The sequence below is a fragment of the Curtobacterium sp. MCLR17_043 genome, from assembly GCF_003224215.1.
Classification (GTDB): Bacteria; Actinomycetota; Actinomycetes; order Actinomycetales; family Microbacteriaceae; genus Curtobacterium; species Curtobacterium flaccumfaciens.
In genome coordinates this window covers 59,372-86,137 of record NZ_QKLH01000003.1, presented here as the reverse complement: position 1 = coordinate 86,137, position 26,766 = coordinate 59,372, and the positions used below count along the sequence as shown (strand labels likewise).

The window sequence follows — 26,766 nt, the reverse complement described above, 5'->3', positions numbered from 1 at the left end:
CGCGTCACCGGAAGATCCCGGGCTGGCCCTCGGGGTCGAGCAGCCCGATCCGCAGCGCGAGCTGGTCGGCGACGAGCTCGACGGCCTGTTCGTGCGGGGTGTCCAGCGAGCGGGTGAACGCCGTCCGGCCGCTGAGCAGCCCCGTGTACGCCTGGTGGTCGCAGCCGGTGTCGTCCATGAACACGTGGGCGAGCTCGTGCAGCACGCAGGCCACCCGGGAGCGCTCGGACAGCCCGGGGCGGGTCTCGAGCAGGGCGTGGTCGGTGCGCTGGATGAGCCGCGCGGACAGGTCGCCCGGCAGCTCCGTGGTGCGCACGAGGATCGGCTTGCCGAGCGCCGCCTCGGCACGGGCGGTCAGCTCCGGCAGGGACAGCCGACGGGGGAGCCCGAGGCGCTGCACGCGGCGACGGGCCTCGGTCTGCCGACGCAGGGCGTCGAAGCGGTCACGGTAGCCGCTCACGGGGTGCCGCCCGATTCGTCCAGGCGACGCAGGTGGTCGGTGAAGTCGCGGATCTCGTCCGCCGAGGCGAACTCGCCCAGACGCCGGGTCGCGAACGCGACGACCTCGCGCTTGCGGAGTTCGAGCACGAGCTCCAGCTGCGCCTGCACCCGCTCCGGCACGTCCGTGTTGCCGGCCGCGTCGGTCAGGTACTCCGCCGGGACGCCGAAGTAGGTCGCCAGGGCAGCCAGGAGTCGCTGGTCTCGCACGGCCGGACCGTTGCCGCCGAGCATGTAGCCCCAGCGCGGTCGACTCATCGACGCACCCTGCGCCTCGATCTCGGCGGCGATCTCCTTGTACGGGGGTCGCTGGCCCGAGTTGGCCTCGACGACGTCCATCAGGAGCTGCAGTTTGCGCGACAGTTCCCGACGGTGTGCGTCGTCGTCGTTGTACTCGATCACGTGTCCCCACTCTCACATCTGTCTCAGACATGATAAAACTGATCCAGCGCATCGGCCGGTGTCACCACTCTGCCAGGCTCGCGCTCGCTCGTCAGGTCGGCATTTCGATGGGGGGATGCCGAACGGGGGACGAACGAACGGGAGGCGCGGTGCCAGCTGGCACCGCGCCTCCCGTCCGTCGTGTGGTGCGGACTACGCCTGCACGTCGCCGCGCCAGCCCGGCTGGGTCGGTGCGTTCTCGACGCGCTCCTTGTAGTTCTGCAGGTCCTTCTTGACGGCGTGGCCGCCGACGCCCACGGCGGAGCCGAGCTTCTCGAGGATGCCGGAGGGCTCCCAGTCGATCTGCACGGTGACGCGGGTCTCGGTGTCGGAGAGCTTGTGGAAGGTGACGACACCGGCGTGCTCGGTCTCGCCGTCCTTCACGGTCCAGGCGACACGCTCGTCGGGGTGCTGCTCCGTGATGAGGGCGCGGAACTGGCGCTCCTGGCCGGCGACCTTGACGGTCCAGTCGGTGGTCTTGTCGTCCACCTGGACGATCTTCTCGACCTCGTCGAGGAAGTGCGGGAACTCCTCGAAACGGGTCCACTGGTCGTAGGCCGGGCGGACGGGGACGTTGACGTCGACGGTTTCGATGATCTGAGGCATGTACCGGACGGTAGGCCGATCGACCTGGGCGGCACTCAGCAGCGCTGTCCCCCTGCGGTACCGTCCGGGCGTCGCCGCGGGCGGCGTGCGCGTCCGGCGTCGCGCAGTAGTGTGGGGCGGATGACAGAGCACGGGAAGCACGCGTTCCACGAGCGCGACGACCACGGGATCCTCGTGCGTCCGGCGCTCGCCTCGGACGTCCCGCACATCCAGCGGCTCATCGCCCCCTACGTCGACCGGCGCATCCTGCTCGGCAAGGAGAACGTCGCCCTGTACGGATCGATCCAGCAGTTCCGGATCGCCGAAGGGCCCGACGGCACCCCCATCGGGTGTGGTGCGCTCGCCGTCTTCTGGGACGACATCGCCGAGGTGCGCACCCTCGCCCTGGACGAGCAGTGGATCCACAAGCGCGTCGGGCACCGGATGCTCGAAGCGCTCGAGCACGACGCCCGTGAACTCGGCGTCGCCCGGATCTTCTGCCTGACCTTTGAGGTCGACTTCTTCGCGAAGCACGGGTACCTGGAGATCGGCGAGAGCGTCGTCCCACCGGACGTCTACGCCGAACTGGTCCGCTCGTCGGACGAAGGGGTCGCGGAGTTCCTCGACCTCGCCCGGGTCAAGCCGAACACCCTCGGCAACACCCGCATGCTGAAGAACCTCTGACGCTTTCTCGTGCCGACCGGCGGGGTGGCCCTGTGCGGACCGCGCCGTTGTCTACCCTGTGCGCATGTCGTCGTTGCGTCACCCCGTCGGGCCCGAGAAGCCGGTCGTCTACTGGCGTCGCCGGGCGCTCGTGCTCGGGGCGCTGCTGGTCGTCGTCCTGGTCGTCGTGCTCATCGTCGTCGGGCGGGGGAGCGGGGCCACGTCGGCGGCGCCGAGTGCGTCGGCCTCTGCTGCTGCTGGGTCTGCGGCCGGTGCATCGTCCGACGGGTCTGCGGCCGGTTCCGAGTCCTCGCGGTCCGCTGCGCCGAAGCCGTCGGCTTCCGCCTCGGCTTCTGCGTCGAAGCCCGCTGCTGCCGACGGCTCGACCTGCACGAAGGACCAGATCGTCCTGACCCCCGTGCTCGACAAGTCGGCCTACGGCCCCACCGAGGACCCGAAGATCGCGATGTCCATCAAGAACTCCGGTACGAACTCGTGCCACCTGGACCTCGGATCGGCGCAGCAGGTGCTGACGATCAGCTCGGGCCAGGAGCAGTACTGGTCGTCGAAGGACTGCCAGACCGGCGGCACGAACCAGGACGTCACGATCAAGTCCGGTCAGACGCTCACGACCCCCGCGATCGCGTGGGACCGCACCCGCTCGTCCACGTCGACGTGCGACTCGTCACGGCCGGCGGTCACCGCCGGGGGAGCGAGCTACCACCTGCAGGTCGCCGTCGGGAACCTCGAGTCGAAGACCTCGGCGCAGTTCATCCTGCAGTAACCGGGTTCTCGGTTCTGATCCGCTCCGGCTGCGCTGCGCCGAGCAGGGGCGCCGGGAACAGCAACAGGCCCCGTCGTCCGAAGACGACGGGGCCTGTTCAAGCTGATGTGATCAGCCGAGGACGGTGATGTTCTCCGCCTGCGGGCCCTTGCGGCCCTCGGTGATGTCGAACTCCACCTTCTGGTTCTCCTCGAGCGACTTGTAGCCGTTGCCAGCAATCGCAGAGAAGTGCGCGAAGACGTCAGCGCTGCCGTCGTCCGGGGCGATGAAGCCGAAGCCCTTTTCGTTGTTGAACCACTTGACGGTACCGGTAGATGCCATGATGGCGTTTCCTTAGCTTTCTTGCTTCCGCCAAGGTGCAGATGCACCGACGGAGACCCCGACGTACGTCGACGGGGGTGATGCGCCACGCGGGCAGGTGCCGGCGGGACGGGTTCGGGGTCAGGCCTGTCGGCCAGTGACCCTGGGGCCCGGGTTGAGGGGCAAACCACCTCGCCCGGACGTTGAGCGCCGCCGAAGCGGTTCCATCAGGCTAGCGTGCTCTGGGCCGACTGGCTACCCGTGCGTCACGGAACGACGAAAATCTGGTGGAATTGAGCTGATGGCAGACAAGGAACAGCGCTTCCGGAGCGAACAACTCGAGGAAGCCCTCGCGAAGCAGGACGTCGCTGCGGTGGCGTTCGCGCTCCGCCACGACATCGTGATCGTCCCCCGACTCGTCACCGGCAAGAAGGACATGCAGGTGCGGGTGTTCGGCCGTGAGGGGTCGGACAAGCGCATCCTGCTGCTGTTCTCGTCGGCGGACGCCTACACGGCGATGGTGCCGGACGAGAAGATCCGGCAGGTCATGGTCTACGACGGGCCGCGGCTCGAGGAGTTCCTGGCTGCCCACCTCGACATGCTCGAGGGCGTGTTCTTCGACATCGCCGGCCCGCACACGATGCAGGCCGCGCCGGCGGACCTGCTGGCCGCTTTGCGCGCGTAGCCGCTCAGAACGCGCGGTCGAGCTCGCGTTCGCGCGGCGACTGCGTCATCGAGAACGCCACACGCAGGGCTTCGCGCAGGTGCCCGGAGTCCGAGCCGAGCACGGTCGTGAACCCGAGGCGGGTGGCCTCGTTCACGCGCTGCTTCGTGCCCGTGGCCGGACGGATCTCGCCTGCGAGGCTGATCTCGCCGACGGCCGCGAGCGTGTGCGGGTACGGACGGTCTCGTGCGGCGCTCGCGAGGGCCAGTGCGATCGCCAGGTCGGCGCCGGGCTCCGTGAGCTTCATGCCGCCCACCGTGGACACGTAGACGTCGGCGTCGGACAGCTTGAGGCCGGCGCGGCGTTCGAGCACCGCGAGCAGCATCGCCACACGCGAGGCATCGACACCGTTCACGACCCGGCGTGGCTGTGGAGCCGAGCTCGGGACGATGAGGGCCTGCACCTCGACCGGCAGCGCACGGCGCCCCTCGAGTGCGACGGTGACGCAGGTGCCGGACACCGGGGTGGCGTTCTTCGACATGAAGAGGCCGCTCGGGTCGGGGACCTCGTGGATGCCGTCGCCGCCCATGTCGAAGCACCCGACCTCGTCGGTGGGGCCGAAGCGGTTCTTGAGCGCCCGGACGAAGCGCAGTGCCGTCTGCCGGTCGCCCTCGAAGTGGCAGACGACGTCGACCAGGTGCTCGAGCAGCCGCGGGCCGGCGATCGTGCCGTCCTTCGTGACGTGGCCGACGATGAGGACGGGCAGGGCGCGGTCCTTCGCGATGCGGATCAGGGTCGAGGCGACCTCGCGCACCTGGGACGTACCACCCGCGATGCCGTCGATCGAGCTCGACGAGATGGTCTGCACGGAGTCGGCGATGAGCAGGTCGGGCTGGACCTGGTCGATCTGGCCGATGATGACGCCGAGGTCGACCTCGCTCGCCAGGTACAGGTCGTCGTGCATCGCCCCGGTGCGTTCGGCACGGAGCCGGACCTGGTCGACGGACTCTTCGGCGCTGACGTAGAGGACGCGCTTGCCCGAGGCTGCGGCTCGGGAGGCGACCTCGAGCAGCAGGGTCGACTTGCCGACGCCGGGCTCGCCGCTCAGCAGGACCGCCGCGCCTGGCACCACGCCGCCGCCCAGGACACGGTCGAACTCGCCGATGCCGGTCTGCCAGCGCTGCACCGAGGTGCCCCGGGCTTCGGTGATCGGTCGCGCCGCGCGGGCACCGGTGACGGCGACCGCTGACGTGCCCCGGGTGCTTGCCGATACCGCAGAGCTGTCTTCGACGGTGCCCCAGGTCTGGCACTCACCGCACCGGCCGACCCACTTGATGCTGGTCCAGCCGCACTCGGTGCAACGGTAGAGGGACTGCGGGCGCGCCATGTCGTCGAGGCTAGGCCGTACGGCCGACATCACCGGCGTGGTCGCCCGACTCGTCCGGTCCGCTTGGTTCGTCCGACCGGTCTCGTTCGTCGGGCAGCGCGATCGACCCGGTCATCCGGTGACGCAGGCGCTCGACCGGCCCCGGACCCTGGCGCGAGGCGTGGTCGAGTGCTTCGGCCCCGTCGGTGTCCTGCTCGGCGCGGGCGTTCGCCACCGCCCCGGCTTCGCGACCGAGGTTCTCGGCCTCGCGCACGGACAGGTAGTGCCGGATCGCCGCCACCGTGTCGACCCGCGCGTCGACCGCGGGCTCGAACGCGCTCGCCCAGATCTCGTAGCCGCGGTCGTTCGGGTGGAACAGGTCGCCGTAGCTGTTGAAGAAGGTCCGACGGAGCCCGACCCGCTTCGTGATGGTGTGCAGCGGCGCCACCGTCAGCCCGAACTCGTCGGCCACGCGGTGCACGATCTCGTTCGCCACCGCCACCTTGCGCTCCCGGTCCGGCACGAACATGCACGGCAGCTCGGCCACCACGGCGTGCGACGGCACCGCACCGTAGATCGCCCGGATGTTCCGCTCGAACTTGTCCGGGTCGAAGTCGGCGATGTCGTTCGCCCCGATCGACACCGTGCAGATGTCGGGGGCGTAGTGCCGGAGCTTCGGCAGCTGATCACGCTTCGCGCCCCACGTGGTCGAACCGGAGACGCTGAGGTTCACCACCCGGACAGACATGTGGGAACGGTGCCGGATGCGCCGCGCGAGCAGCCCCACGTAGCCACGCCCGGGTGCGGTCGCACCGACGCCCTGCGCTGCCGAGTCACCGATCGCCACGTAGAGCAGCTGCCCCTCGTGCTGCTGTCGTTCTCGCCACCAGTCGGCGTGGATCGGGAGCATGTCGACGACCCGTTGCGCCGCTGCCCGTTGGCCCTTCACGCCGGCGCGGGCGCCGACGGCTGCGGCACCGACGACGCCGAGGCTGCCGATGACGGAGGTGAGGAGTGCGATGAGCGAGCGGGTTCTCATGCCGTGGACGGTACGCCCGCCGGTCTTGCCGGAGACGAGGAGGACCTGTGGGTGTGGGGAGAGCCCTGCAGGTGACGGCCTGTGGAGGGGGAGCCGACCCGGGGTGTCATCACGGGCCTCTCGGATCGTGTAAACTCTTTCCCGGTACCGTGTCCGAGCGGCCGAAGGATCATGTCTCGAAAACATGTGTGGGGGCAACTCCACCGTGGGTTCAAATCCCACCGGTACCGCCACAGAAAACCCCCGTTTACGCGGGGGTTTTCTTCGTTCGTGGGAGCGGCTCTGGTGCAGTTCTGGTGCAAGCTCTCCATCCACCGCTTCAGACCGCCCCTCTCGTGACCGCCATCTCCTCGGCAGGGCTGCTTGTCGGGGTTCCTCCCGGGCTGATGCTCAGATCCACTCGCTTGTTTCACGAGCGTGCGTGTCAAAGCGGAGGTGCTCGCTTGCGTCTCTCCCGCTTCGTGGCGAGTCGAGCGCCGCCGCCGGCTGGCGTTGCACAATATCTAGACCAGTGCCCAGATGTGCGGCAAGGTGCCGAGAGAGACCCTAGAACAGCATGTGCACGGCTGGCCGCTGCCGTCGCTCTGGGCTATACCCCACAGCAAGACGTCGGGAGGGGGGGCAGGCACTGGCCAGGAGTTGCACTGCCCTCGAAATGGTGGATGCGCCCGCATCAGCGTGGTCAGTATGCTCCGAGTATCTACAAATCCTCGACTTGAAGGACGACTGCTCGATGGCACGACGACGCGCGGCAAAGCGGCCAGCTCCTATATACCGCTCCGGACCCAATTTCGCACGATCGGACCTTCGCATCGGAGTCCAGGGCTTCAAAGCCGCGCATGATGCGGTCAGCGTTCGAGTAGCGCCACTCACCATCATTTCTGGCGCGAACAGTGGCGGTAAATCGAGCTTCATGCAGCCACTACTGCTCATGAAGCAGACCCTCGATGCTGGATTTGACCCAGGGCCCCTACTTCTTCACGGAGCCAATGCAAAGTTCACCGAGCGGGATCAAACACTCAGCCGAGGAAAGTCCAAAGGTTCGAAGGTTACCGAGTTCAGCGTCGATTTGCAGGCTGGTGATCACCACAGGCGTGTGGTGTACGAAGATTCGATCGATGGATTTGCGATCAAGTCTGACCTGTTTGAGGACGCGGAACGAACCATACAACTCACCCCGTCGCTAAACGCAGCACAAGCTCGCGAACTCGAGCGGCATGTGTCCGGCCTTGGGGAAACCGTTATGCGCCAGGCGAAGGATGGGTTGTTCCCCGGGAGCGCAGGTGAGGACGTCGGGCTGGCAGTACGGCGCGACCGTTGCTTCCTTGAGGGGGTTATCGCCATCGGCCGGAATACGATCGGCATTGATGCTTTTGACTCTCACACCGACGAGTGGGTGCAACTGATCAGTGGGATTGTGCATGTACCGGGACTCCGTGGTAATCCTGAACGTGAATACCCGCGCGCAGCCGTAGGTGGCAATTTCCCTGGCACATTCGATCAGTATGTTGCCTCAGTCATCTATGAGTGGGGAGAAAAAGGGGACCCGCGAGTTGCCGATCTTTCACAGCAGATGGAGGAGCTGGGGCTTACGTGGAAGATCGTCGCAAAGCGGAAGAACGACGCGGCTGTGGAAGTTCTGGTTGGTCGCGTGCCACACGCACAGCAAGGGGGTGCGCTGGACCTCGTCAGTATCGCTGACGTCGGTTTCGGGGTCAGCCAGACTCTGCCGGTCGTAGTGTCGCTGCTGGCGGCGGCACCCGGGCAAATCGTGTATATCGAACAGCCGGAAATTCACCTGCATCCGAGGGCGCAGGTGGTGATGGGCTCAATACTCGCTGCAGCCGCTGCTCGAGGTGTGAAGGTCGTTGCCGAGACTCACAGCTCATTGCTGATTCGCTCGATCCAGACCGAGATCGCCCTCGGGCGGGTCAAGGCCCGTGATGTGAGCTTGAACTGGTTCAGCCGGGACCCAATGGGGTATGCCCAGGTCAACGTGGCGAAAGTTGACGAGAAAGGGCGCTTTGGAGAATGGCCCCTCGACTTTGATGATGTTTCGGACGAAGCGGATGTCGCCTATATTCAGGCCATTCGCGCAGGAGCGCGCTCGTGATACAAATTATCTTAGATGCTAGCGTTGCTAAGTCCTGCAGTGACCCGGCTTACAGCGATGAAGCCGCTAAGTGTTTTCTTTACTTAGACGAATTGCGCTCGCGCGAACTTGGGCTCATAGTCAACGAGGTTCTTGAGGCTGAATGGGATAAGCATGGCAGCAGGACGTTCACCAAATGGCGTGCTCGTATGGAGCGGCGGAACCGAGTAAAGCGAGTTCCGGAGAAGCGATCTGCCGACTATCGAGCGGTTGTCGGGAATGTTCACGATGATGGCATCCGCGTAGCCCTCGAAAAGGACTTTCATCTGGTCGAACTAGCCCTGCTCGGGCGGCATCCGGTCGCATCTCGCGATGACAAGCAGCGTAGGTATGTTCGGGAACTGGTCCCGGAGTATGATGCATTAGGCACTATTCAATGGATGAACCCGGTCACAGATATCGAAGTGCACAGCTGGTTCGAGCGGGGTTGTGATTCTGCATCGTTTGCATTGAGCGACGCCGCATAAGTGATGGTATCCGGTAGCAAATTGCAAGTGGGCTGACATAATAGCGCCGTATCGGCGCGAACGAGAACAGCCGGCCGCCTTTCGGGGTGGTCGGCTGTTTCGTCTAGGGGAGTGGCGTCAGGGCGCGCCTTCGTACGCGTCGCGGAAGGCCTGGCTGCTGCGACAGCGTGAGGAGACCTCGTGACCGTTTGAGTTCGCCCACTCTCGGATCTTCGCGGGCTCGCCGGGACGACCAGCGCGGTCGTCCTCCCCACCCGGGGGCCGGCGATACCAATCGTGACGTCCTCCCTCGAGACGTAGCGCGGGCGTCGGTCGGGCTTGTCCAGCAAGGTTCGGTCAAGCTCGGCGTGACGACGACCACATCACATTTTGTCGTTGCGGAGCTGTCGTTCTACTCGACCGTGGACGATGTCTGTGTAGCCAGACCGCTCGATCTCTCACTGGGAACCAGTGAAGGTCCCCGATGACGCTGCGATGCCGATGCACTGCCTTCTCTGCGGTCAGGCCTTCACGGTCTGAACGGTTGGCATTAGCGTGCGGTGTCGGCCGCGGGCGAAAACGGCCGGCTGCCCCGAGGGGTGGCCGGCCGGCTGTTTGCGCCGACGGAGCGGTGTCAGTGTGCGGCGTCGTATGCGTCGCGGACAGCCCGACTGGTGCGGCCGCGGGTGGACACGTCATGACCGTTTGCTGCCGCCCACTCGCGGATCTTCGCGAGCTCGTCCGGGTTGCTGCGCTGCTTGCTCCATGCCGCCTTCACAATGCGGCGCAGCGCGGAAGCAGCATCTCTCAGGCCCGCAGTCGCCAACCGCGACGGCCGACACCATCCTCGGATGCGCTGCGTGCATCATCACGGACGTCATCAGCTTCTTCAGCAGTTGACTCGAGCGAACCGCATTGAAAGAGTGGTAGGCCTTCTCGAGGCCGTCGTCTGTGTCGAGGTCGACGACGGAGTTCGGACCCCAGTACACGTTCAGTGGCAGCTCGAGCACGCCGTGCTCGGGCCTGCGGAGGTCTTCCAGGCACTCGGGCACGGGGTAGGCCTTGACGTCGCTGCAGAGCAAGCGCTTGACCAATCGGACACCTCCCCCGTGCTTCCTGGGTACGAAGAATCCGTTTCGATGGCGACTATGCCGTGCCAGGTGAGGGTGCTTCTGAAGCTGCGGCAGCGTCTGCGGCCTTGTTGCGGTCTAGGTGCTTAGCGACCCACTGATCGATGCGTTCAGTCAAGTCCTTCACGGTCCCGTAGCTTGAGGCGTCGAGGATCTCGATCGCGCGTTGCCGGATGAGGCCGAGGAGTCGATGCGTTGCGAGCGGGCTGAGCACCATCTGAATCTCAGGGCCGACCCCAAACCCTCCCCGCAACCCCTCCTTCGGGTGGTAAGTGGTGTCCAGGTCGAAGAAGGTCGCATCGCCATGTAAGCCGAGGCCAGCTTCGTCAGGAGTGGGTCCCCGGTCCGCGCGGGTGACTTTGTGCAGGAGCGCCGCCAGATCTTCGGCATCTTCAACAAAGCGGTGAACGCCGTACGCGTGCACGTACAGGTTGCGCAGTCGGGCAATCGCCTTCATGCTTTCGCCGCTCCACGGTCGGAGCGGCCTCAGGAGCACACGCCAGTAGAGGTCGTCGGCCATATCGTGAGTCCACTGCTTACCGTTCGGGTAAACCAGTTCGTCGACCGGCCCGGAGAGGATGGCTTCCATCACCTCGACGGTGAGCGTTTCGAGGACCGTGACCGCGCGGCTGACCACCATCAGGCCTACGTGCAACGACACGTTGTACGGGTCGATGCCAATCTGAGAGATCGCGTCATCGTGGAGGTCACCGCCGTCGTAGCCGCTCTCCCAGTCCGCGGTCTTGCTGATCTTGGCGGCTGCGGTGTTGTACGCATCGCGGGTGAGGTTCCCGAGGACGTGGTGGAAGGAATCCAGTTCGTCGATCTCATCGACCGTGTCGAAGTAGAGCCGCTGGAGACGACGTGACCCGGGGCCGGTTACGGCCTCGCGCATCGTCTCGACCGAGGACTTGCTTCTCGGACTTGCACTCATCTACTCAGCCCCTCCGGCGGTGTTGCAAGGACCTTATCGGCTCGAAACCGACCGTTGCGCCGCGCGCCGTTTCAGGAGCTCGACGAAGCGGTCGCGTCGTGCTTGTAGAAACCAGGTGACGGGAACAGGTCGTCGACCAGGTCCTGTCCTAATCGTTGTTGTTGTTGAGCTTCTTGACGCCCCAGTCGTAGGTGGGGACGCCGATCCCTGCCGTGCCGAGCAAGGTGGTCGGCACAAGGGGGTTCCCTTCCCCGAGGTCAAATATCAGCCACCCCAGTCCCGAGGGGCGTTTCGTCGTGTGTGTACCAATCGACTCGGTATCGGCCTGTGAGAAAACCGTCGCTAGAGCAGGGGCGCTTCGCTGTCGGCAGGCCCCGCGTCGGCAAACCACTCGGCTCGCTCACGCTCTCGCTTGCGCAGGTGGAACGCGCCGACCGCTGAGCCAACAAACCCGAGGACGGTGATGGAAATGACTGCGGCCCAAGTGGCGCCAACTCGAGGTTGCCCTCCTTCATCCGTCAGGACGGTGCGGAAGAACACGCTCGAGAAGACGAAATACACCCACAGCAGCACGCCCCAGCCCGCCAGGCGCGTAGCCCACCCGTAGATCAGCACGCCCCGCTTCCGCGGCGCCCGGTATTGCCGGTTGACGCGCTCGGCCAGCGCAGTCTGCAGCCACAGCAGAGCTTGTCGCCCCTCGAAGTCCGAATCCGCGTCCTTCAAAATCGTCGTCACTCGCTCAAGCTGACGAATCGCCGACTGCTCACGCGCAATGGCGACGGCGCCAAGCACGGCAGTGACGATAACCGCAGCCAGCGGCGCCAAAACGCCCCAGTCCAAGTTCTCCCCTTCGTCTCAAGGGAAGCGTACCGACGGCCCGGAGAGCTTTCGACCCCTCAAACTGGGTGGACGGTCCAGCGCGCTTCTCGTTGTGGCTGACTATCGGACTCCTGCATCCCGGCTCCGTCAGCTGTGTTATCTGCGTCCGGGCGTTCGAACGGTAAGTGCTACCTGCGCTGGCGTGGGGGCCAGCACCGGACTTCAAAGTCGCCGAGGCATCAGCTGCTCAATCGTGACGAATTCGCGCCCGACGCCTTCACTTTGACCCAGACGCCTTTTCTTGCTTTGGACTGTGGGTTGAGTTCCCCTCGTGCCGTTTCTATTACTCGCTCGAGCGCTGTCTCCATTTCCGCCGTTGCTGCGCGGAAGCGTTCTGGGATGTCGCCTTTCGCTCTGTACCACACCCTCTTCTCCGGAACCTCGTCGAGGATGTCGCGAGCAGTTGCGACGCGCTTCTGCCAAGTGCGGTACTGAAACGCGAACGCTGGGCTTGCGTAGAGATCGAGCACCATCCAGGCGTCATAGGAGTTGGTGTCGACGTCGGGAGGCACTGCATCGCGCACGAAGATGACGTCAGCTCCAGCGACAAACTCACTGACCTCTATCGCTTGCAGGATGAGGCGTTCGTAGGTCGTCTTACGTAGCTCTCTTGCGCGGTCGTCGAGTTGCAGGCGACGGGTGCTGACTCGTTCGGTACGCTGGGCCCAGAGCGTCGCGCCGATACCCGCAAGCCCCACGACCGCCGTTCCAGCGTCCCCCAGCCAATCGGTGCTCATAGCGTCAGTTAAGCATGAGGTGTCAGGCCGACAGGGTCCGAACTCGACGTTCAGCGGGGAGTGCTTGCGAGCAGTGGTTGGACTCGTTGCGTTATCAGCTACGACACGTTGAACGATGGAACGCCTACTGAGCTACGGGTCATCCGTCCGTAGTTGCACGACGTCAGGCTTCCACGAACGTCCTGATGAAAGGCCAAAGGCTCAGTGCGCCGTGGACGCCGGGCCAGGCTGGGTTGAACACCGCGTTCGACGGCTTCCTCTCGTTCGGCATGCACATGCGGATGTGGCAGTTTCGTAAAGGCCCCCCAGCAACACGACGAAGTGCCCCGGTTTCGACCGTGGGATCTTCTCGTTCTTCATCGCCGTTCGTTCCCGAGTCGCTCAGCCGTAGATCGAGTCGGGGATCTCCGGGCAGGCGGTGACGAGCTCGTAGTACTGGGACTGCGGCAGATCGACCGACCGGTACGGCGACCACGCCCCGTCGCTGTCGAGGAACTCTTGTTCGCCCGGGCCACGCTCCACCGAAATGCCGCGGTCCTGCAGGCACTTCGTGAGCTTGCCCGTGGAGTAGCGGTAGAGCCACTCCAGCTGGGACTCGTTGAAGGCAGTCTGGTACTTCGCGGCCATGGGGTACTCGGCCCCGCACGTGTACTCAGCGACCGCGAACGGCTCGGACTGTTCCGCCGGGACTTGTCCGGAGGAAAGGCTCGCGTCGGGCATCGCCTTCGCCTGCGGGAACCCCGCGGCGGTCATGCACCGTTCCTGCGTCGGGGCCCAGTCGGCGTGCGAGACGGTCCGGACGCGGTCGACTGCCGGCCGCTCGAGCCCTGGATGGCGTGACTCGACCAGCTGCCATGCCTGGTCGGCGCTCGCGTCGAGGATGGTCTCTGCCCGCGCTGCGCTCAGCGCATCGGGCTCCGGCCCGGAGGCGCCCCCAGGCGCAGCACATGCGGACAACCCGGTGACGACTGCGATGCAGACCACGCCCGCCGCTGCAGTGAGGAGCTGATGGTTTCGTCGTCGCAAGGGTCCCCCAAAGAGTTGCGATCGTCAGAACTGCCGGTTCGCCACATCCGCCCGGTGCGACACCGCCAGTATGTCCCGCAGCCGCTCCGCGGGCAACGGTGCTCCCTGATCGGCCAGGTAGTCCGCCGCGAACCGCTCGGCACTCGCCGCGTAGATCCCCGTGTACGCCCCGGACTCCGGCTCGAAGCGCCACGAGTCGGCGAGGCTCCCGGCGTCCACGGTGTCGAACCCGAGCAGCTGCACGAGCTCGGCGACCACGGCCTTGGCCTGCTCGTCGTCGCCCGCGATCGGCAGCGCCGTGCGGGGTGTGGAGGCGACGAGGTTCGGGATGTGGTGCGCGACGATGTTGTTGAACGCCTTGACGACCCGCGTGCCGGGCAGGAGTGTCTGCTCGTACTCCGCCGTGGTCGTCGCGACGGTGTCGAGCTGCTCGATCCGGCCGTCGCGACCGGGGTAGTAGTTGCCCGTCGACAGCACGGTCCGCCCGGCGAAGGTGTCGAGGTCGGGGGCGAGTGCTGGGTAGGCGGTGAGCGGGATCGCGAGGACGGGCACGTCGCCGAACTCGATGGCCTGTCGCACGGTGGCGGCCTGGGCGCGCGGGCCGAGCTCGGCGACCAGGTCGTGCAGCGACTCGGGACCGCGCGAGTTCGCGATGAGGACGTCGAGGTCGGCGGCGACGGCCAGGCGTGCGATCGCGGTGCCGATGGCGCCGCTGCCGATGATGCCGATGCGGTTCATGTGGTGCCCTTTCAGGGAGGTGGATGTCAAGGAAGGAGCGGGGCTTCCCAGCCGCGCCGCGACAGGGCGGAGAGTGCGGCGGACGACGAGTCGTCGGCCATCGCGGCACCCCGGACCCAGCTCGTCGCCAACGCGGCGAGGAACAGGTCCCGCGCGCGGACGTCGGCACGCGCACGACCGGAACGCTGCGCGGCACGGAGTAACTCGTCCGTGGTGGTGATGAACCCCTGGCACGTCAGGGCGAGCGGCGACGAGTCGGACGAGGCGGCGGCGCGGAGCGGTTCGGGTAGTCCGTCGAACGTGCCGGCCCACTCGGTGACCGCGTCGAGCCAGCCGTGCAGAGCGTCGCCGGTGTCCACGGAGCCGTCGCGCAGCGCTTCGCGACGGGCCACCAGGTGTTCGTCGCGCGCGGCGAGGAGCTCGGCGAGCAGGGCCTCGCGCGTGGGGAAGTGGCGGTACAGGGTGCCGGCGCCGACGCCGGCCTGCTTGGCGATCGCGTCGAGCGAGCCGGTCACGCCGTGCTCGGCGAACGCGCGCTCGGCGACCCGCAGGATGTGGTCCCGGTTCCGCAGCGCGTCAGCGCGCGGGGCGCGCCGGGCGGGAGCGGTCTGCTCGGGCATGGCGGGCCTCCAGGCTGTGGCGTCGGGATCCGGAGAAGCTCTCCGGGACCACCACAGTACAGGAGACCCTCTCCGTTTCGCCGCACAGCGACGTCAGGACTCCTCGGCAGCCTCCGCCGCGTCCGCCAGGTCCGACCGCGTGTTCGCGTGGATCGGCTCGCTGTGCCCGAAGGTCTTCGCGGCGGCGCGCAGCCGACCGACGAACTCCCGGTCGTCCATCTCGAGTTCGTCCTCTTCCGCGTCCTCGATGACGATCTCGCTCGAGGGCCCGATGAGGATCTTCGTGGTGGTCATCGTCCCGTCGTCGGCGACGGCGGGCACGTCGACGGTGTCCGCTCGGTCCCCGCCTGCGAGGGCCGCGGCGTACTCGATCACGGCGTCCGCGACGTCGTCACCGACCAGGATCGTGGTGGCGTCGTAGTGGATGTGCTTCATCGCGTGCTCCTTCCCAGACCCATACAAACGCGCGGCGCGGGAACGGGCTTCAGGTTGACCGCTGCGCGCGGTGGTCCGGGTCCGTGGACTCCAGGGCGTTCCACACGTCCGCCCAGATCAGCGCGAAGTCGACGGGGCGGATGCGGTCGGCCCGGAGCGCCTGCTCCAGGATCGACAGCGCGTCCAGGGAGCCGGTCAGCAGACGTTCGTCGCCGTGGACCTCGCGGCGGCCGCCGCCCAGGAACGTCGTCACGGTGACGGACCGCACCCGTGGTCGCAGCGCGCGGGTGGCGCGGGCGAGGACCGCGAAGCCGCCGCCGTAGAGGAGCAGCGCGGTGGTCGTGCCGACGGCGGGGACCGAGACGGCGAGCACCAGGGCGGCGAGGGCGACGACCGCCCCGACGGCCGGCCAGACGTGCCAGGCACGCAGCAGCAGGCGCTCGCCGGTGGTCGTGCCGGGCGGGAACACGACGAGGGTCCGCGAGCTCCACAGCGTCCGCCCGACGGGGCGGATCGTGTACCGGCCCCACAGGTGGGTGCCGTCGAGCAGCCAGGTGCGGACCGGCAGCGCGACGGTCATCGATCCGCCGGCGCGAGTTCGGTGTGCACCGGCGCGAGTTCCGCCCGGACCGGCTCGACGACGTCGCGGTGCCGGACGGTCGCCAGGCACGGGAAGCAGACCAGGTCGCCTTCGCGGACGTCAGCCGGCAACGGAGCCGGGAGGCGGTGGAACGGACCGTCGGCCTGACCGACACAGCGGGTGACGACGTACATCGGGGAGAGGGGAGCAGTGCTCCGGCGTCCGATCAGGCGCACCTGGTCGAGCACGGCGCAGGTCGGCAGGACCGCGTCCAGTTCCAGGAGCACCACCCCGGTGCGTGGTCGCCGCACACGGGTGACCGACGCCACGGCGACGCTCACGTCGCGGGGTGCCCAGCCGCGCGGGCGGTACCGGGGCGGGGACTGCTCGGCGGTGTGCACCGTCGGGGTGCCGGTGAGGTCGGCGAGCCGGACCATCGAGATCGCCGAGACCAGCAGGTCGTCGGTGGTCGCTGTGGTGTGGGCTGGCCAGAGGAACGGGTCCATCGGATCGGGGAGCGACGCACGGAGCGTCGGCATGATCGCAGTCAGTGTCACGACCACACGCTCTCGCGCGCTCGAGCAGCGCGGAAGGCCTCCTGACGGAACCCCTACGGCCGGGGGCGGAGTCCTGACGGTGCGCTCACCGGCGGGTGGCCGAGCGCAGGGCTGCGGTCCACCCGAGGGAGATCACGCCGGCGCCGATCAGGGTCTTCACCACGCCACCGAGGACGAACGGGTAGAGCCCGTACTGCAGGGTCTGCTGCAGGTCGAGGCCGAGTGCCACCGCGAGCCAGGCCATCCCGGCGACGAAGGTGACGACGGTGCCGAGGGCGAAGGACAGCAGCGCGTTCCGCAGCGGGCGGTCGCCGAAGCGTTCGGCGACCCAACCGACCAGGGCCGCGGCGGCGACGAAGCCGACGATGTACCCGCCAGAGGGGCCGACGAGCACGCCGACCCCGGCCGAACCGTCCGCGAAGACCGGCAGCCCGACGACGCCGAGCAGTGCGTAGACGAGCATCGACAAGGCACCGCGACGGGCACCGAGGGCACTGCCGACGAGCAGCACGGCCAGGGTCTGCCCGGTGATCGGGACGGGCCAGATCGGCGCGGACACCTGCGCGGCACCGGCGGTCAGCAGTGCGCCGCCGAGGACCAGGGCGGTGCTGACGACGGCGGTGCGGGGGAGCAGTGCGTCGGCGAGCGGACGGTGTGCGGCGGGGGTGATCGTGGTCATGGTGACTCCTTGCAGAGGGGAGAGGGAGGGTCAGACCGCGACGGCGGCCAGCAGGGACTCGGCGTCGCGCCGGGCCCCCTCCACGGCGGCGGTGTCGAGGCCGCAGGCGCGCAGGCAGGTCGCGACGAGGGCGTCGCGGTCGGCGTCCTGCACGGGGCCGGACCGGCGGAGCTGGATGACGGTCTCGGTGATCTGGATGAGCACCGCACCGAGGCGCGACGGCGAGACACCGGCGGCGACGTCCGGGGCGGCAGCGCGCGAGCCGAGGCGCCCGTAGGCCTCCTGCAGTTCGACGCGCTCGGCCCGGAACCCGTCGTAGCGCTCGCCCTGCACCTCGGGCAGCAGGTAGAGCGTGCCGATGTTGTGCGGCGTGCGGGCGAGGGTGTCCACGTCGGCGACGACCAGCGCGGCGAGGGCCCCTGCTGCCGAGGCCGACTCCGGCACGAGCTGCTCGAGGCCGCGGACCAGCTCGAGGCTCGGGCGCACCGAGGTCGTGAGCAGCTCGACGAGCATGTCGTCCTTGCCGGCGAAGTGGTAGTACAGCGAGGCCTGCCGGATCCCGACCCGTTCGGCGATCGCCCGGGTCGAGGTCGCGCTGATGCCGTTCTCGACGAACAGCGCGGCGGCGGCGTCGAGGATCTGGTCGCGCGGGCTCAGCGCGGAGTCGGCGTTCGGCACGACCCGCGGTCGGCCGGGACGCACGGGCCGGTCGTCGGGGGACATGCCCCCATCCTGACAGCCGGTGTCCGTCACGACTGCTCCCGGTACGCGCGCCAGCCGCCGTGGTGGGTGATGTCCTCGGCCCCCTCGACCGCGAACGGCTCGACCAGGAACCCGGTGACCTCGGTGCCGTCGTCGAGCGCCACGGTGCCGATCGCCATCGGTGCCGGCAGGGCCGCGACGAAGGTGCCGAAGCCGGCGGCGGGCAGGCGCCAGACCTCCCCGATGATGCCCGAGCCCGAGCCCGAGCCCGAGCCCGAGCCCGACCCAGGCGCAGCAGCGCCGGACGCGACCGGACCCATGCGGACCAACCCGGGCTTGGGCGGCACCGTGTCGAGGGCGTACAGCCGGTAGTCGGACGCGGTGCGGGCCTCCCGGACGAACGATCCGCCGGACGCGACCAGCTGTCCGTTCAGCGGCTGTCCGCGCAGGTGCGCCCCGACGACCAGCAGGTCGACGGTCGGAGCGGCGAACGCGGCCGCCAACGCCGCCAGGCGCCGGTCGCTGAACGCCGGACCGGTGAGCATGACGCCGAACGGCAGGCCGTCGACGAAGCCGGCGGGCACGGCGAGCGAGGCCATGTCGAGCAGGTTCGCGAAGTTCGTGTACCGACCCATCCGGCTGTTCGCGCCGATCGGGTCGGCCGCGACCTGCTCGAGCGTCGGGTGCCACGTCGTCGTCGGGGTGAGCAGTGCAGTGGTGCCCTCGAGTGCGGCGCGACCCGCTGCCCCGAACGCGTCGAGCCGTTCCTGGTCGGCGAAGAGCTCCGCGGCGGTCGGCCGAGCACCACCGAGCACGATCGCGGCGACCGACGGGTCGAGGTCGGCACCGACCTCGTCGCGGTGGGCCTCGATGTGGGCGCCGACGGCTGCGTACCGCTCGGCGACGAACGCGCCGTCGTAGAGCAGCGACGCGGCGTCGAGCAGGGGTGCGATGTCGACCTCGACCACCTGGTGTCCGAGCGCACGGAACCGGTCGACGGCCGCGGCGAACGCCTCGGCCCAGCCGGGTGCGAGCCCCTCGAGCTGCGACGGCAGCGGCACCGCGATGCGCGGGACGGCGGGCAGGTCGGCGAGGGCGAGGTCGGGCCGCGCGAGCGGGTCGCCGCCGTCCGGACCGGCCATCAGCTCCGCCGCCGTGCGCGCCAGGTCGAGCGACCGGGCGAACACCGTGACGCAGTCCTGCGAGCGGCAGGCGGGGACGACCCCGGTGTTCGGCACGAGCCCCTTCGTCGGCTTCACCCCGACCAGGTTGCCGAGCGCGGCGGGCACCCGGCCGGACCCGGCGGTGTCGGTGCCGAGCGCGAAGTCCACGATGCCGAGGGCGACCGCCGTGGCGGAACCGCTCGACGAGCCGCCGGAGATCCGCGTCGGGTCCCAGGCGTTCCGGACCGCGCCGAAGGGCGAGCGGGTGCCGACCAGGCCGGTGGCGAACTGGTCGAGGTTCGTCTTGCCGACGACGACGGCTCCGGCGGCGCGGAGCCGGGCGACGGCGGTGGCGTCGGCGGTGGGGTCGTGGGCGTAGGAGCGGGCGGCTGCGGTGGTGGGCAGGCCGGCGACGTCGATGTTGTCCTTCACGGCGAACAGCAGGCCGGCCAGGGGCAGGGACGGGTCGACGGCATCGGCCTCGGCCAGCACGTCGGCGCGGTCGCGCAGGGTGATCCAGACCTCGGGGCGGTCGACGGCGTCGATGCGGGCGAAGGCGTCGCGGACGCGGGCCGCGGCGGACGTCGTGGCGGCCGCGGTGGCGGCGGCCCCGCTCACGCTGCCGCTCCGATCGCCGCGAGGACCTGGCCCGGCGCGACCTGGTCGCCCGGCTTGATGTACACCTCGAGCACGTGGCCCGGCACCGGTGCGTGCACCATCGACTCCATCTTCATCGCCTCCACGGCCAGCAGCTTCTGCCCCTCGTCCACACGGTCACCCGGGCGGACGTCCACCTGCCACACGGTCGAGGTGAAGGGGGCGTACACGGCGGTCGACCCCTCCGGCACGGTCACGGCGTCGGCCACCACGGCGGCCGGTTCGTCCCGGACGTCGAACTCGCCCGATGCCCGCCACCGCTCCTTCTCCTCGCCGAACGCCTGTGCCTGCTGCGCCCGGAAGTCCGCGATGGACCCGGCGTTGTCGGCCAGGAACCGGTTGTACGACGCGATCGAGAACTCGCCCTCGACGGTCTCGAACGAACCCCGTCCGGCGTCCGTCTCGGCGCGCAGCTCGAGCAGCTCGTCGGCGCCGACCGGGTACCACTCGATCCGGTCGAAGAACCGGAGCGCCCACGGGTTCTCCTGGAACAGCCCGCCGCGGCGGAACCGGTTCCAGATCTGCACGGTGCGGCCGACGAACTGGTAGCCGCCCGGACCCTCCATGCCGTAGATGCACAGGTACGCGCCGCCGATCCCGACGGAGTTCTCGGCGGTCCAGGTGCGGGCCGGGTTGTACTTCGTCGTGACCAGGCGGTGCCGGGGGTCGAGCGGGGTCGCGACCGGGGCACCGAGGTACACGTCGCCCAGGCCGAGCACCAGGTAGCTCGCGTCGAACACGGTGCGGAAGACGTCGTCGACGCTCTCCAGCCCGTTGATGCGACGGATGAACTCGATGTTCCACGGGGTCCACGGGGCGTCGTTCCGGACGCCGTTCATGTACCGCTCGATCGCCAGGCGGGTGGCCGGGTCGTCCCACGACAGCGGCAGCTTCACGGTGCGCGACGGCACGACGAGCTGGTCGGTCGGCGGGATCTCGTCCTCGAGCTCGCGGAGCAGCCCCGCCACGTCGCGCGCCTTGAGCACGGACGCGTCGGTGTGCACCTGCAGCGAGCGGATTCCCGGCGTGATGTCGAGGATCCCCTTCGGCGTGTGCTCCTGCAGCTTCGTCATGAGCGCGTGCACGCGCATCCGCAGCGCGATGTCGAGCGTCATGTCGCCGTACTCGACGAGCACGTTGTCGTCGCCGTCGCGTCGGTACGCGACGCTCGGCCGCACGTCGGTCGCGTCCAGGCGGGCGATCACGCCGTCGTCGCCGTCACCCCCGGTGCGCGGCACCGTCCTGGAGGCCCGGCGTGCGTCGAGCGAGGCGGCGTCGGCTTCGCGGACGGGGACGAACCGGACCGTGTCACCCGGTCGGAGCTGGCCCAGCTTCCACAGGTCGCCGCTGGCGACCACGGCGGGGCAGACGAAACCGCCGAGCGACGGCCCGTCCGGCCCCAGGATGATCGGGGTGTCCCCGGTGAAGTCGATCGCACCGACCGCGTACGGGGTGTCGTGGATGTTCGACGGGTGCAGACCGGCCTCGCCGCCGTCGGTCCGCGCCCACTCCGGCCGCGGCCCGATGAGCCGGATGCCCGTGCGCGCCGAGTTGTGGTGCACGGCGTAGTCGGTGGCGTAGAAGACGTCGAGGTCGGCGCGGGTGAAGAAGTCCGGTGCGGCGTGCGGCCCCTCGGTGACGGCGATCTCCCACGCGTCGGTCAGCGCGGTGCGGCGGTCGGCCGGGGTCGGACCGCCCACCAGGCCCAGACGGGTGCCGGACGGGAACGCCGGGTGCGGGGCGTCCGAGTCCGGGGAACCCGGGCGCAGGACGTCGCCGGCGAGCAGCGCCCGCCCGGCGTGGCCGCCGAAGCCACCGAGCGTGAAGGTCGCGGTCGAGCCGAGGTAGGTCGGCACGTCGAAGCCGCCCCGGACGGCCAGGTAGGTGCGGAGGCCCGGACCGGGTGCCGTGCCGATCGCCAGGGTCTGGCCGGCGCCGACCTCGACGGGCTCCCACAGCGCCACGGGTTCGCCGTCGAGGGTGACCGGCGCCGGCGCACCGGTGAGCGCGACCACCGCGGCGGCCGAGAACCGGAGCGTCGGGCCGGTGGCGGTGACCTCGAGCGCGGGGGCGCCGTCCGGGTTGCCCACGGCGCGGTTCGCCTCGGCGAAGGACGCCGCGTCGAACGGGCCGCTCGGCGGGACGCCCACCTGCCAGTACCCGACCCGGCCGGGCAGGTCCTGGATCATCGTCATAGTGCCCGGGGCGACGACGTCGATCCGCGGGTCCGGGTCCTCGGTCGCGTCGAGCGTCGAGGTGGAGTGCGTGGCGGTGCGGAGCTCGAGGTCGTCGGTCAGCGCGCGGAGCAGCCCGGTGTTCGTGACGATGCCGTCGATGCGGGTGGCCGCGAGCCCGTCGCGCAGCAGGTCGAGGGCGTCGTCGCGGGTCTCCCCGGTGGCGATCACCTTGGCGAGCATCGGGTCGTAGAACGCGGACACCTCGGAGCCGGTCTCGACCCAACCGTCGACGCGGATGCCGGTGCGCTCGCCGGATGCCGTGGTCGCGCTCGGGAACACGGCCTGGGTGACGAGGCCGCTGGAGGGCAGCGAGCCCTTCGCCGGGTCCTCGGCGTAGACGCGGGCCTCGACGGCGTGGCCGTTCGGGGTCCAGGTGCGGTCGAACACGTCGGGGTCGATGCCGGCGGCACCGTCGCGGGCCAGGCGGAGCATGAGCTCGACGAGGTCGACGCCGAACACTTCCTCGGTGACCGGGTGCTCGACCTGCAGGCGGGTGTTCACCTCGAGGAACGACGCCTCTTCGCGCACCGGGTCGTAGACGAACTCAACCGTGCCGGCGCTGCGGTACCCGACGCTCTCGGCCAGGCGGCGGGCGGACGCGTGCAGCTCGGCGCGGACGTGCTCGGGGAGCGCCGGTGCCGGGGCTTCCTCGATGACCTTCTGGTTGCGGCGCTGCAGCGAGCAGTCGCGGTCACCGATCACCGCGACGCGGCCCTCGCCGTCACCGAAGAGCTGGACCTCGACGTGCCGGGCCGGCCGCACGAGCCGCTCGAGGAAGATGCCGGCCGACCCGAAGTTCGCGGTCGCCAGGCGGACGACGCTCGTGTACGCCTCGCGGACCTCGTCGAGGGTCGAGCAGGCCTGCATGCCGATCCCGCCGCCACCCCCGGTGGCCTTGAGCATGACGGGCAGCCCGATGCGCTCGGCCTCGGCCACGGCGTCGTCGACACTGGCGAGCAGCCCGGTGCCGGCGAGCATCGGGACCCCGGCGGCGGCGGCCAGCTCGCGGGCGGTGTGCTTCGCGCCGAACCGGACGATCTGGTCGGCGGTCGGCCCGACGAACCGGATGCCGGCGTCCTCGCAGGCCCGGGCGAACTCGGTGTTCTCGGACAGGAACCCGTAGCCGGGGTGCACGAGTCCGGCGCCGGTGTCCTTCGCGGCCTGCACGACCGCGTCGATGCGCAGGTAGGAGTCGCGGGCGGGTGCGGGACCGAGCCGGACGGCGGTGTCGGCCTCGCGGACGTGGGGTGCTGCGCGGTCGGCGTCCGAGTAGACGGCGACGGTGCGCATGCCGAGCGCCTTCGCGGAGCGGATGATGCGACGGGCGATCTCACCGCGGTTCGCGACGAGGACGGTGTCGGGGCTGAGGGCAGGGGTCTGGTTCACGGTGGCGGTCCCGGTGGGGTCGGGCGCGGCGGTCACGGCTGGACCACGATCATGCGCAGCGGTGTGCAGGAGAAGTCGTTGCAGGGGTTGTTCATCTGCGGGCAGTTCGAGACGACGACGAGCACGTCCCGCTCGGCCCGGATCGCGACCCGCTTGCCGGGGGCGCTCATGCCGTCGACGATCCCGAGGGCTCCGTCGGCTTCGACCGGCACGTTCATGAACCAGTTGAGGTTCGACACGATGTCGCGGGCACCGAGTCCGTGGCGGCTTGCCTCGGCCAGGAAGTTCTCGCGGCAGCCGTGCTGGTACCGGGTGTGGTGCCCGTACCGCAGGGTGTTCGACTCCTTCGAGCACGCGCCGCCGATGGTGTCCTGCCGGTCGATCTCGTTCGCGACGACGGTCATCAGCGGGCGGCCCTCGTTCGACATCAGGACGGTGCCGGTCCGGACGTACGCGTTGCCCTGTGCGGCGAGGGTGTCCGGCACGCTGTACCGCTCGTCGGGGTCGTGGGCGTCGTAGAGCAGGCAGTCGGCGCTCTGGTTGCCGCCGACGTCGACGATGGTGAGCACCTCGCCGGCGCGGACCACGGCAGACCACGGCGCCAGCGGGGCGACCCGGTCGTCGCGGACCACGGTGCCCGGCACCAGGGACTCGCTCCAGTCGAGGGCGACGTCCGGGTCGTGGACGGCGCCGACCGGGACGGTGGAGGTGGGGGTGTGGATCGTCGTGTCGGTCATCACAGGCCTCGTGCTTCCGCGTGGTCGATCGAGTTCAGGTAGGCGCGGGTGAGCTCCGGCGTCGCGGTGAACCGCTCGTCGGCCGCGCTCGTCGGGGCCCCGTGCCAGGCGTGCACCCGCAGTGGTCCGACGACGTAGTCCGGGCGCGGGTCGATCGGGTGCGCGACGTTGGCGACCAGCACGAGCAGCGGCAGCTCGGCGACGAGCGTGACGTGGGTGCCCGCGCCGGCCGAACCGGTGAAGGTCATCGCCCCCTCGGCGTCGATCCGCACGCCCTGGAAGAACGAGATGCTCGGCGGCAGGTCCCGCTTGGTGAGCCCGTGCTTGGCGGCGGCCTTCGCGAAGAGCGACCGACCGCTCGGGGTGCGCCCCTCGGGTGCCGCGTCGCCGTACTTCCGCTCGTTCCAGGCGTCGGTCGAGGTGCCGCAGAACGCGTCGTGGTGCCCGGAGGTGTCCTCGAGCACGGTCGCGAGTGCCCGGCCGTCCCCGCTCAGCAGGGGTGAACCCTGGCCCAGGTACGCCTGCCACGGGATCTTCTGCGTGTCGGCGACGTTGAGCCGTTCCCACGGTTCGAGCGCGTTGAACACCAGGACGTTGGCGCAGGCCTGACCCGTCGGGTCGTCGAACCGCAGCCGTGACCCGCGGGCCAGCACCTTGTGCGTGTACCCGCCCGGCGCCACCGTCTCGGCCCAGACGAGCTGTGCGGGGTCGACGCCCGCGGGGGCGAACGGTGACGACGCCGCCGGCAGGTACGGCATGTACTCGGACTGCGAGCCGGCCTGGGCGCGTGCGTCGGACCGGGAGGCGAGCACGCTGTCGGTCTGGTGGAGGTCGCGCATGGGGTTCCTTCCGGATCAGGCTTCGACGGAGGCGGCGGTCGGGCTCGCCGCAGTCGCGGCTGCGGGGACGGGCACCGCCGCGGTGGTGGGCACCTCGGCCAGGGTGATCGGCCCGTGCGTGCGGTGCCGCCAGCTCGACCACGCCCAGCCGACGAGCAGCACGCCGCCGATGAACAGCAGGGCGCTGTACTGCAGCCACCACGACGTGCCGGTCAGGTCGTAGATCTCCGGCCGGGGCCAGATGAGGTTGATCGCCATGCCGATCTGGAACGCCACGGCCAGGGCGTTGAGCGGGATGCCCCAGCGACCGAGGGTGAACAGCGGCTTGCCGTCCTCGTCCACCCCGGTCGGCAGCCCCGTGCGACGGAGCTTGATCCGCTGGACCAGCAGCGGGCCGGTGACCCCGAGGTAGGCCAGGTAGAGCATCGCGATGCACAGGCTCGACAGGGCGGTGAAGATCGCGGACTGCCCGATGTTGACGGCGAGGGCCAGCCCGGCGCCGACCCCGACGACGATCGACGCGGCGATCGGGGTGCCGGTGCGGGGCGAGACCCGTGCGAGGGTGCGGTGGAAGGGCAGCGCCTTCTCGCGGGCCATCGAGTAGACCATCCGGGCGCCGGCGGTCTGCACGGCGAGGGTGCAGGCGAAGACCGCGACGGCGACGGTGCAGAGCAGGAGCCGACCGAAGACGTCGCCCAGGGTCGAGGTGATCACCCAGGCGAGACCCTGCGTGGCGAGCTTGCCGTCGGTCAGGCTCGGGGCCGCGACGAGGGCGCCGATGATGAGCAGCCCACCGCCGAGGCCCGAGACCGTGAGTGCGCGGACGATCGTCTTCGGGGTGGTCCGTCGCGGGTTGTGGGTCTCCTCGGCGAGCTCACCGGCCGAGTCGAAGCCGACCATCACGTACGCGGCCATCAGCGAGGACGCCAGGAACGCCCACACGTACGGCTCGGTGCTCGTCGACCCGGCGGTCGTGAACACCACCGAGGCGCTGCGGTGCGGCAGCAGGAACAGGGCGCCGATGAGCACGACCACGCCGATGATCTCGATGAGCACGCCGAAGCTCGTCACGCGGGCCATCAGCCGGACGCTCGTGATGTTCACGATCGTCGTCACGGCGAGCATCACCAGACCGAGGACCACCGCGTTCGCGGCACCGGTCGGCGACGCGACGGACGGGTCCGCGCCCGGACCGCCGACGACCTGGAACCCGTCCCAGATCGCGGGGAGCACGGCCTGCACGGCGATGGCCGCCACCGCGACGGTGAGGATCTGGCCGATGATCATCGTCCAGCCGGTGAACCACCCGAACCGGGCTCCGGCCAGGCGGCTCGACCACTGGAAGATCGCGCCGGAGATTGGCCAGCGGGCCGCGAGCTGCGCGAAGTTCAGCGCGACGAGCAGCTGGCCGCCGAAGACGAGCGGCCACGCCCAGAAGAACGCAGCACCGCCCAGCCCGAACCCGAGTCCGAACAGCTGGAAGACCGTGGTGAGGATCGAGACGAAGGAGAAGCCCGCCGCGAAGGAGGAGAACGAGCCGACTCCGCGGTGGAGTTCCTGCTCGTAGCCGAGGCGGGCGAGCCCCTGGGTGTCGACGTCGGACGTGGCGCGCGGTGCGTGGAGCGGTGCTTGCGGAGAACGCATGACTGCAGACCTTTCGCGGAGTACCTGTCGGGTGACAGGTAGTGCGACAAGTGTCTTGCGGCCCTGTGTCGTCGCCGTTGCCCGTCTGTTTCGAGTGCGTGACGGCAGGCCTCGGCGTGTAAACGTTCCGAGTCGGCGGGCGGATCAG

The 26,766-nt window shown here is 69.2% G+C and carries 30 protein-coding genes and 1 tRNA gene; 6 read left to right on the top strand and 25 right to left on the bottom strand.

What is annotated here, in order from left to right; translation table 11 throughout:
- Nucleotides 1–4: 4 nt before the first annotated feature.
- From DEJ03_RS03735 to DEJ03_RS03725, 3 genes are all read right to left on the bottom strand, one after another.
- Nucleotides 5–460, bottom strand: coding sequence for a hypothetical protein (locus DEJ03_RS03735; RefSeq protein WP_071404519.1), 456 nt, complete (start codon nucleotides 458–460; stop codon nucleotides 5–7).
- A complete protein-coding gene (locus DEJ03_RS03730) occupies nucleotides 457–900 on the bottom strand; it encodes a hypothetical protein (protein ID WP_035809351.1) in 444 nt (147 codons plus the stop codon). The genes DEJ03_RS03735 and DEJ03_RS03730 overlap by 4 nt, the downstream gene beginning before the upstream one ends.
- A 192-nt stretch (nucleotides 901–1,092) precedes the next feature.
- Nucleotides 1,093–1,545 carry an SRPBCC family protein gene (locus DEJ03_RS03725; RefSeq protein ID WP_110858523.1) on the bottom strand — a complete coding sequence of 151 codons (453 nt, stop codon included), beginning with the start codon at nucleotides 1,543–1,545 and terminating at the stop codon, nucleotides 1,093–1,095.
- A gap of 120 nt (nucleotides 1,546–1,665) precedes the next feature.
- Between DEJ03_RS03725 and DEJ03_RS03720 the strand changes: the two genes are divergently transcribed.
- Together DEJ03_RS03720 and DEJ03_RS03715 are read left to right on the top strand one after the other, a co-directional pair.
- Nucleotides 1,666–2,208, top strand: a complete 543-nt coding sequence (locus DEJ03_RS03720; RefSeq protein WP_181419931.1) for an amino-acid N-acetyltransferase — start codon at nucleotides 1,666–1,668, stop codon at nucleotides 2,206–2,208.
- A 64-nt stretch (nucleotides 2,209–2,272) separates the two neighbouring features.
- Entirely contained in the window at nucleotides 2,273–2,971 is a 699-nt protein-coding gene (locus DEJ03_RS03715; protein ID WP_110863562.1) for a hypothetical protein, read from the top strand.
- A gap of 111 nt (nucleotides 2,972–3,082) precedes the next feature.
- Here the strand turns inward: DEJ03_RS03715 and DEJ03_RS03710 are convergent, their stop codons facing one another.
- Nucleotides 3,083–3,292, bottom strand: a complete 210-nt coding sequence (locus tag DEJ03_RS03710) for a cold-shock protein (RefSeq protein WP_017887662.1) — start codon at nucleotides 3,290–3,292, stop codon at nucleotides 3,083–3,085.
- A gap of 280 nt (nucleotides 3,293–3,572) precedes the next feature.
- Here DEJ03_RS03710 and DEJ03_RS03705 point away from each other — a divergent pair, with 280 nt between their 5' ends.
- Nucleotides 3,573–3,956 (top strand): SseB family protein, encoded by a 384-nt coding sequence (locus tag DEJ03_RS03705; protein WP_017887661.1) that lies wholly within the window; start codon nucleotides 3,573–3,575, stop codon nucleotides 3,954–3,956.
- Nucleotides 3,957–3,960: 4 nt separating this feature from the next.
- Here the strand turns inward: DEJ03_RS03705 and radA are convergent, their stop codons facing one another.
- Complete coding sequence (gene radA / locus DEJ03_RS03700; protein ID WP_181422595.1) at nucleotides 3,961–5,322, bottom strand: DNA repair protein RadA; 1,362 nt, start codon at nucleotides 5,320–5,322, stop codon at nucleotides 3,961–3,963.
- Nucleotides 5,323–5,332: 10 nt separating this feature from the next.
- Complete coding sequence (locus DEJ03_RS03695; protein ID WP_110863560.1) at nucleotides 5,333–6,340, bottom strand: SGNH/GDSL hydrolase family protein; 1,008 nt, start codon at nucleotides 6,338–6,340, stop codon at nucleotides 5,333–5,335.
- Between the two features lie 143 nt (nucleotides 6,341–6,483).
- Here DEJ03_RS03695 and DEJ03_RS03690 point away from each other — a divergent pair.
- The 3 genes from DEJ03_RS03690 to DEJ03_RS17825 all read left to right on the top strand — a co-directional run bounded on the left by DEJ03_RS03690 (nucleotide 6,484) and on the right by DEJ03_RS17825 (nucleotide 8,959).
- Nucleotides 6,484–6,573: transfer RNA gene (locus DEJ03_RS03690), tRNA-Ser, on the top strand.
- A gap of 698 nt (nucleotides 6,574–7,271) precedes the next feature.
- Nucleotides 7,272–8,453: an AAA family ATPase gene (locus tag DEJ03_RS03685; protein ID WP_181422594.1), complete on the top strand. Its 1,182-nt coding sequence runs from the start codon at nucleotides 7,272–7,274 to the stop codon at nucleotides 8,451–8,453.
- The gene (locus tag DEJ03_RS17825) at nucleotides 8,450–8,959 is read left to right on the top strand and encodes a hypothetical protein (protein WP_181422593.1); all 510 of its coding nucleotides are present in this window, start codon (nucleotides 8,450–8,452) and stop codon (nucleotides 8,957–8,959) included. The genes DEJ03_RS03685 and DEJ03_RS17825 overlap by 4 nt, the downstream gene beginning before the upstream one ends.
- 117 nt (nucleotides 8,960–9,076) lie before the next feature.
- Here DEJ03_RS17825 and DEJ03_RS03680 read toward each other — a convergent pair whose 3' ends face one another.
- The 19 genes from DEJ03_RS03680 to DEJ03_RS03600 form a co-directional block, all read right to left on the bottom strand.
- Entirely contained in the window at nucleotides 9,077–9,169 is a 93-nt protein-coding gene (locus tag DEJ03_RS03680) for an Lsr2 family protein (RefSeq protein ID WP_258370530.1), read from the bottom strand.
- A 403-nt stretch (nucleotides 9,170–9,572) separates the two neighbouring features.
- A complete protein-coding gene (locus DEJ03_RS18190; protein ID WP_375342290.1) occupies nucleotides 9,573–9,665 on the bottom strand; it encodes a histone-like nucleoid-structuring protein Lsr2 in 93 nt (30 codons plus the stop codon).
- Nucleotides 9,634–10,032 (bottom strand): hypothetical protein, encoded by a 399-nt coding sequence (locus tag DEJ03_RS18185; RefSeq protein WP_258370533.1) that lies wholly within the window; start codon nucleotides 10,030–10,032, stop codon nucleotides 9,634–9,636. Before DEJ03_RS18185 ends, DEJ03_RS18190 begins: the two co-directional genes overlap by 32 nt.
- 52 nt (nucleotides 10,033–10,084) lie before the next feature.
- Entirely contained in the window at nucleotides 10,085–11,002 is a 918-nt protein-coding gene (locus DEJ03_RS03670; RefSeq protein WP_146237643.1) for a hypothetical protein, read from the bottom strand.
- Nucleotides 11,003–11,344: 342 nt separating this feature from the next.
- Nucleotides 11,345–11,842, bottom strand: coding sequence for a hypothetical protein (locus DEJ03_RS03665; RefSeq protein ID WP_110863556.1), 498 nt, complete (start codon nucleotides 11,840–11,842; stop codon nucleotides 11,345–11,347).
- A gap of 218 nt (nucleotides 11,843–12,060) precedes the next feature.
- On the bottom strand, nucleotides 12,061–12,618 hold the full coding sequence (locus DEJ03_RS17675; RefSeq protein WP_146237642.1) for a hypothetical protein: 558 nt from the start codon (nucleotides 12,616–12,618) through the stop codon (nucleotides 12,061–12,063).
- 381 nt (nucleotides 12,619–12,999) lie between these two features.
- The gene (locus DEJ03_RS17670; protein ID WP_146237641.1) at nucleotides 13,000–13,371 is read right to left on the bottom strand and encodes a hypothetical protein; all 372 of its coding nucleotides are present in this window, start codon (nucleotides 13,369–13,371) and stop codon (nucleotides 13,000–13,002) included.
- 297 nt (nucleotides 13,372–13,668) lie between these two features.
- Nucleotides 13,669–14,382 (bottom strand): NADPH-dependent F420 reductase, encoded by a 714-nt coding sequence (locus DEJ03_RS03655; RefSeq protein WP_110863554.1) that lies wholly within the window; start codon nucleotides 14,380–14,382, stop codon nucleotides 13,669–13,671.
- 26 nt (nucleotides 14,383–14,408) lie between these two features.
- On the bottom strand, nucleotides 14,409–15,002 hold the full coding sequence (locus DEJ03_RS03650) for a TetR/AcrR family transcriptional regulator (RefSeq protein WP_110863553.1): 594 nt from the start codon (nucleotides 15,000–15,002) through the stop codon (nucleotides 14,409–14,411).
- A gap of 93 nt (nucleotides 15,003–15,095) precedes the next feature.
- Nucleotides 15,096–15,437: a hypothetical protein gene (locus tag DEJ03_RS03645; RefSeq protein WP_110863552.1), complete on the bottom strand. Its 342-nt coding sequence runs from the start codon at nucleotides 15,435–15,437 to the stop codon at nucleotides 15,096–15,098.
- A 49-nt stretch (nucleotides 15,438–15,486) separates the two neighbouring features.
- Entirely contained in the window at nucleotides 15,487–16,017 is a 531-nt protein-coding gene (locus DEJ03_RS03640) for a DUF6611 family protein (protein ID WP_110863551.1), read from the bottom strand.
- Nucleotides 16,014–16,574, bottom strand: a complete 561-nt coding sequence (locus DEJ03_RS03635; protein WP_146237640.1) for a hypothetical protein — start codon at nucleotides 16,572–16,574, stop codon at nucleotides 16,014–16,016. Before DEJ03_RS03635 ends, DEJ03_RS03640 begins: the two co-directional genes overlap by 4 nt.
- Before the next feature lie 85 nt (nucleotides 16,575–16,659).
- A complete protein-coding gene (locus tag DEJ03_RS03630; RefSeq protein ID WP_110863549.1) occupies nucleotides 16,660–17,253 on the bottom strand; it encodes a biotin transporter BioY in 594 nt (197 codons plus the stop codon).
- Nucleotides 17,254–17,283: 30 nt separating this feature from the next.
- Nucleotides 17,284–17,976: a TetR/AcrR family transcriptional regulator gene (locus tag DEJ03_RS03625; RefSeq protein ID WP_110863548.1), complete on the bottom strand. Its 693-nt coding sequence runs from the start codon at nucleotides 17,974–17,976 to the stop codon at nucleotides 17,284–17,286.
- Between the two features lie 26 nt (nucleotides 17,977–18,002).
- Entirely contained in the window at nucleotides 18,003–19,736 is a 1,734-nt protein-coding gene (gene atzF, locus DEJ03_RS03620; RefSeq protein ID WP_110863547.1) for an allophanate hydrolase, read from the bottom strand.
- A complete protein-coding gene (gene uca, locus DEJ03_RS03615) occupies nucleotides 19,733–23,434 on the bottom strand; it encodes an urea carboxylase (protein ID WP_375342289.1) in 3,702 nt (1,233 codons plus the stop codon). Before uca ends, atzF begins: the two co-directional genes overlap by 4 nt.
- A complete protein-coding gene (locus tag DEJ03_RS03610; RefSeq protein ID WP_110863546.1) occupies nucleotides 23,431–24,135 on the bottom strand; it encodes an urea amidolyase associated protein UAAP2 in 705 nt (234 codons plus the stop codon). The genes uca and DEJ03_RS03610 overlap by 4 nt, the downstream gene beginning before the upstream one ends.
- Entirely contained in the window at nucleotides 24,135–24,974 is an 840-nt protein-coding gene (locus tag DEJ03_RS03605; RefSeq protein ID WP_110863545.1) for an urea amidolyase associated protein UAAP1, read from the bottom strand. The genes DEJ03_RS03610 and DEJ03_RS03605 overlap by 1 nt, the downstream gene beginning before the upstream one ends.
- Nucleotides 24,975–24,989: 15 nt before the next feature.
- The gene (locus tag DEJ03_RS03600; protein ID WP_110863544.1) at nucleotides 24,990–26,618 is read right to left on the bottom strand and encodes an APC family permease; all 1,629 of its coding nucleotides are present in this window, start codon (nucleotides 26,616–26,618) and stop codon (nucleotides 24,990–24,992) included.
- Nucleotides 26,619–26,766: the final 148 nt, after the last annotated feature.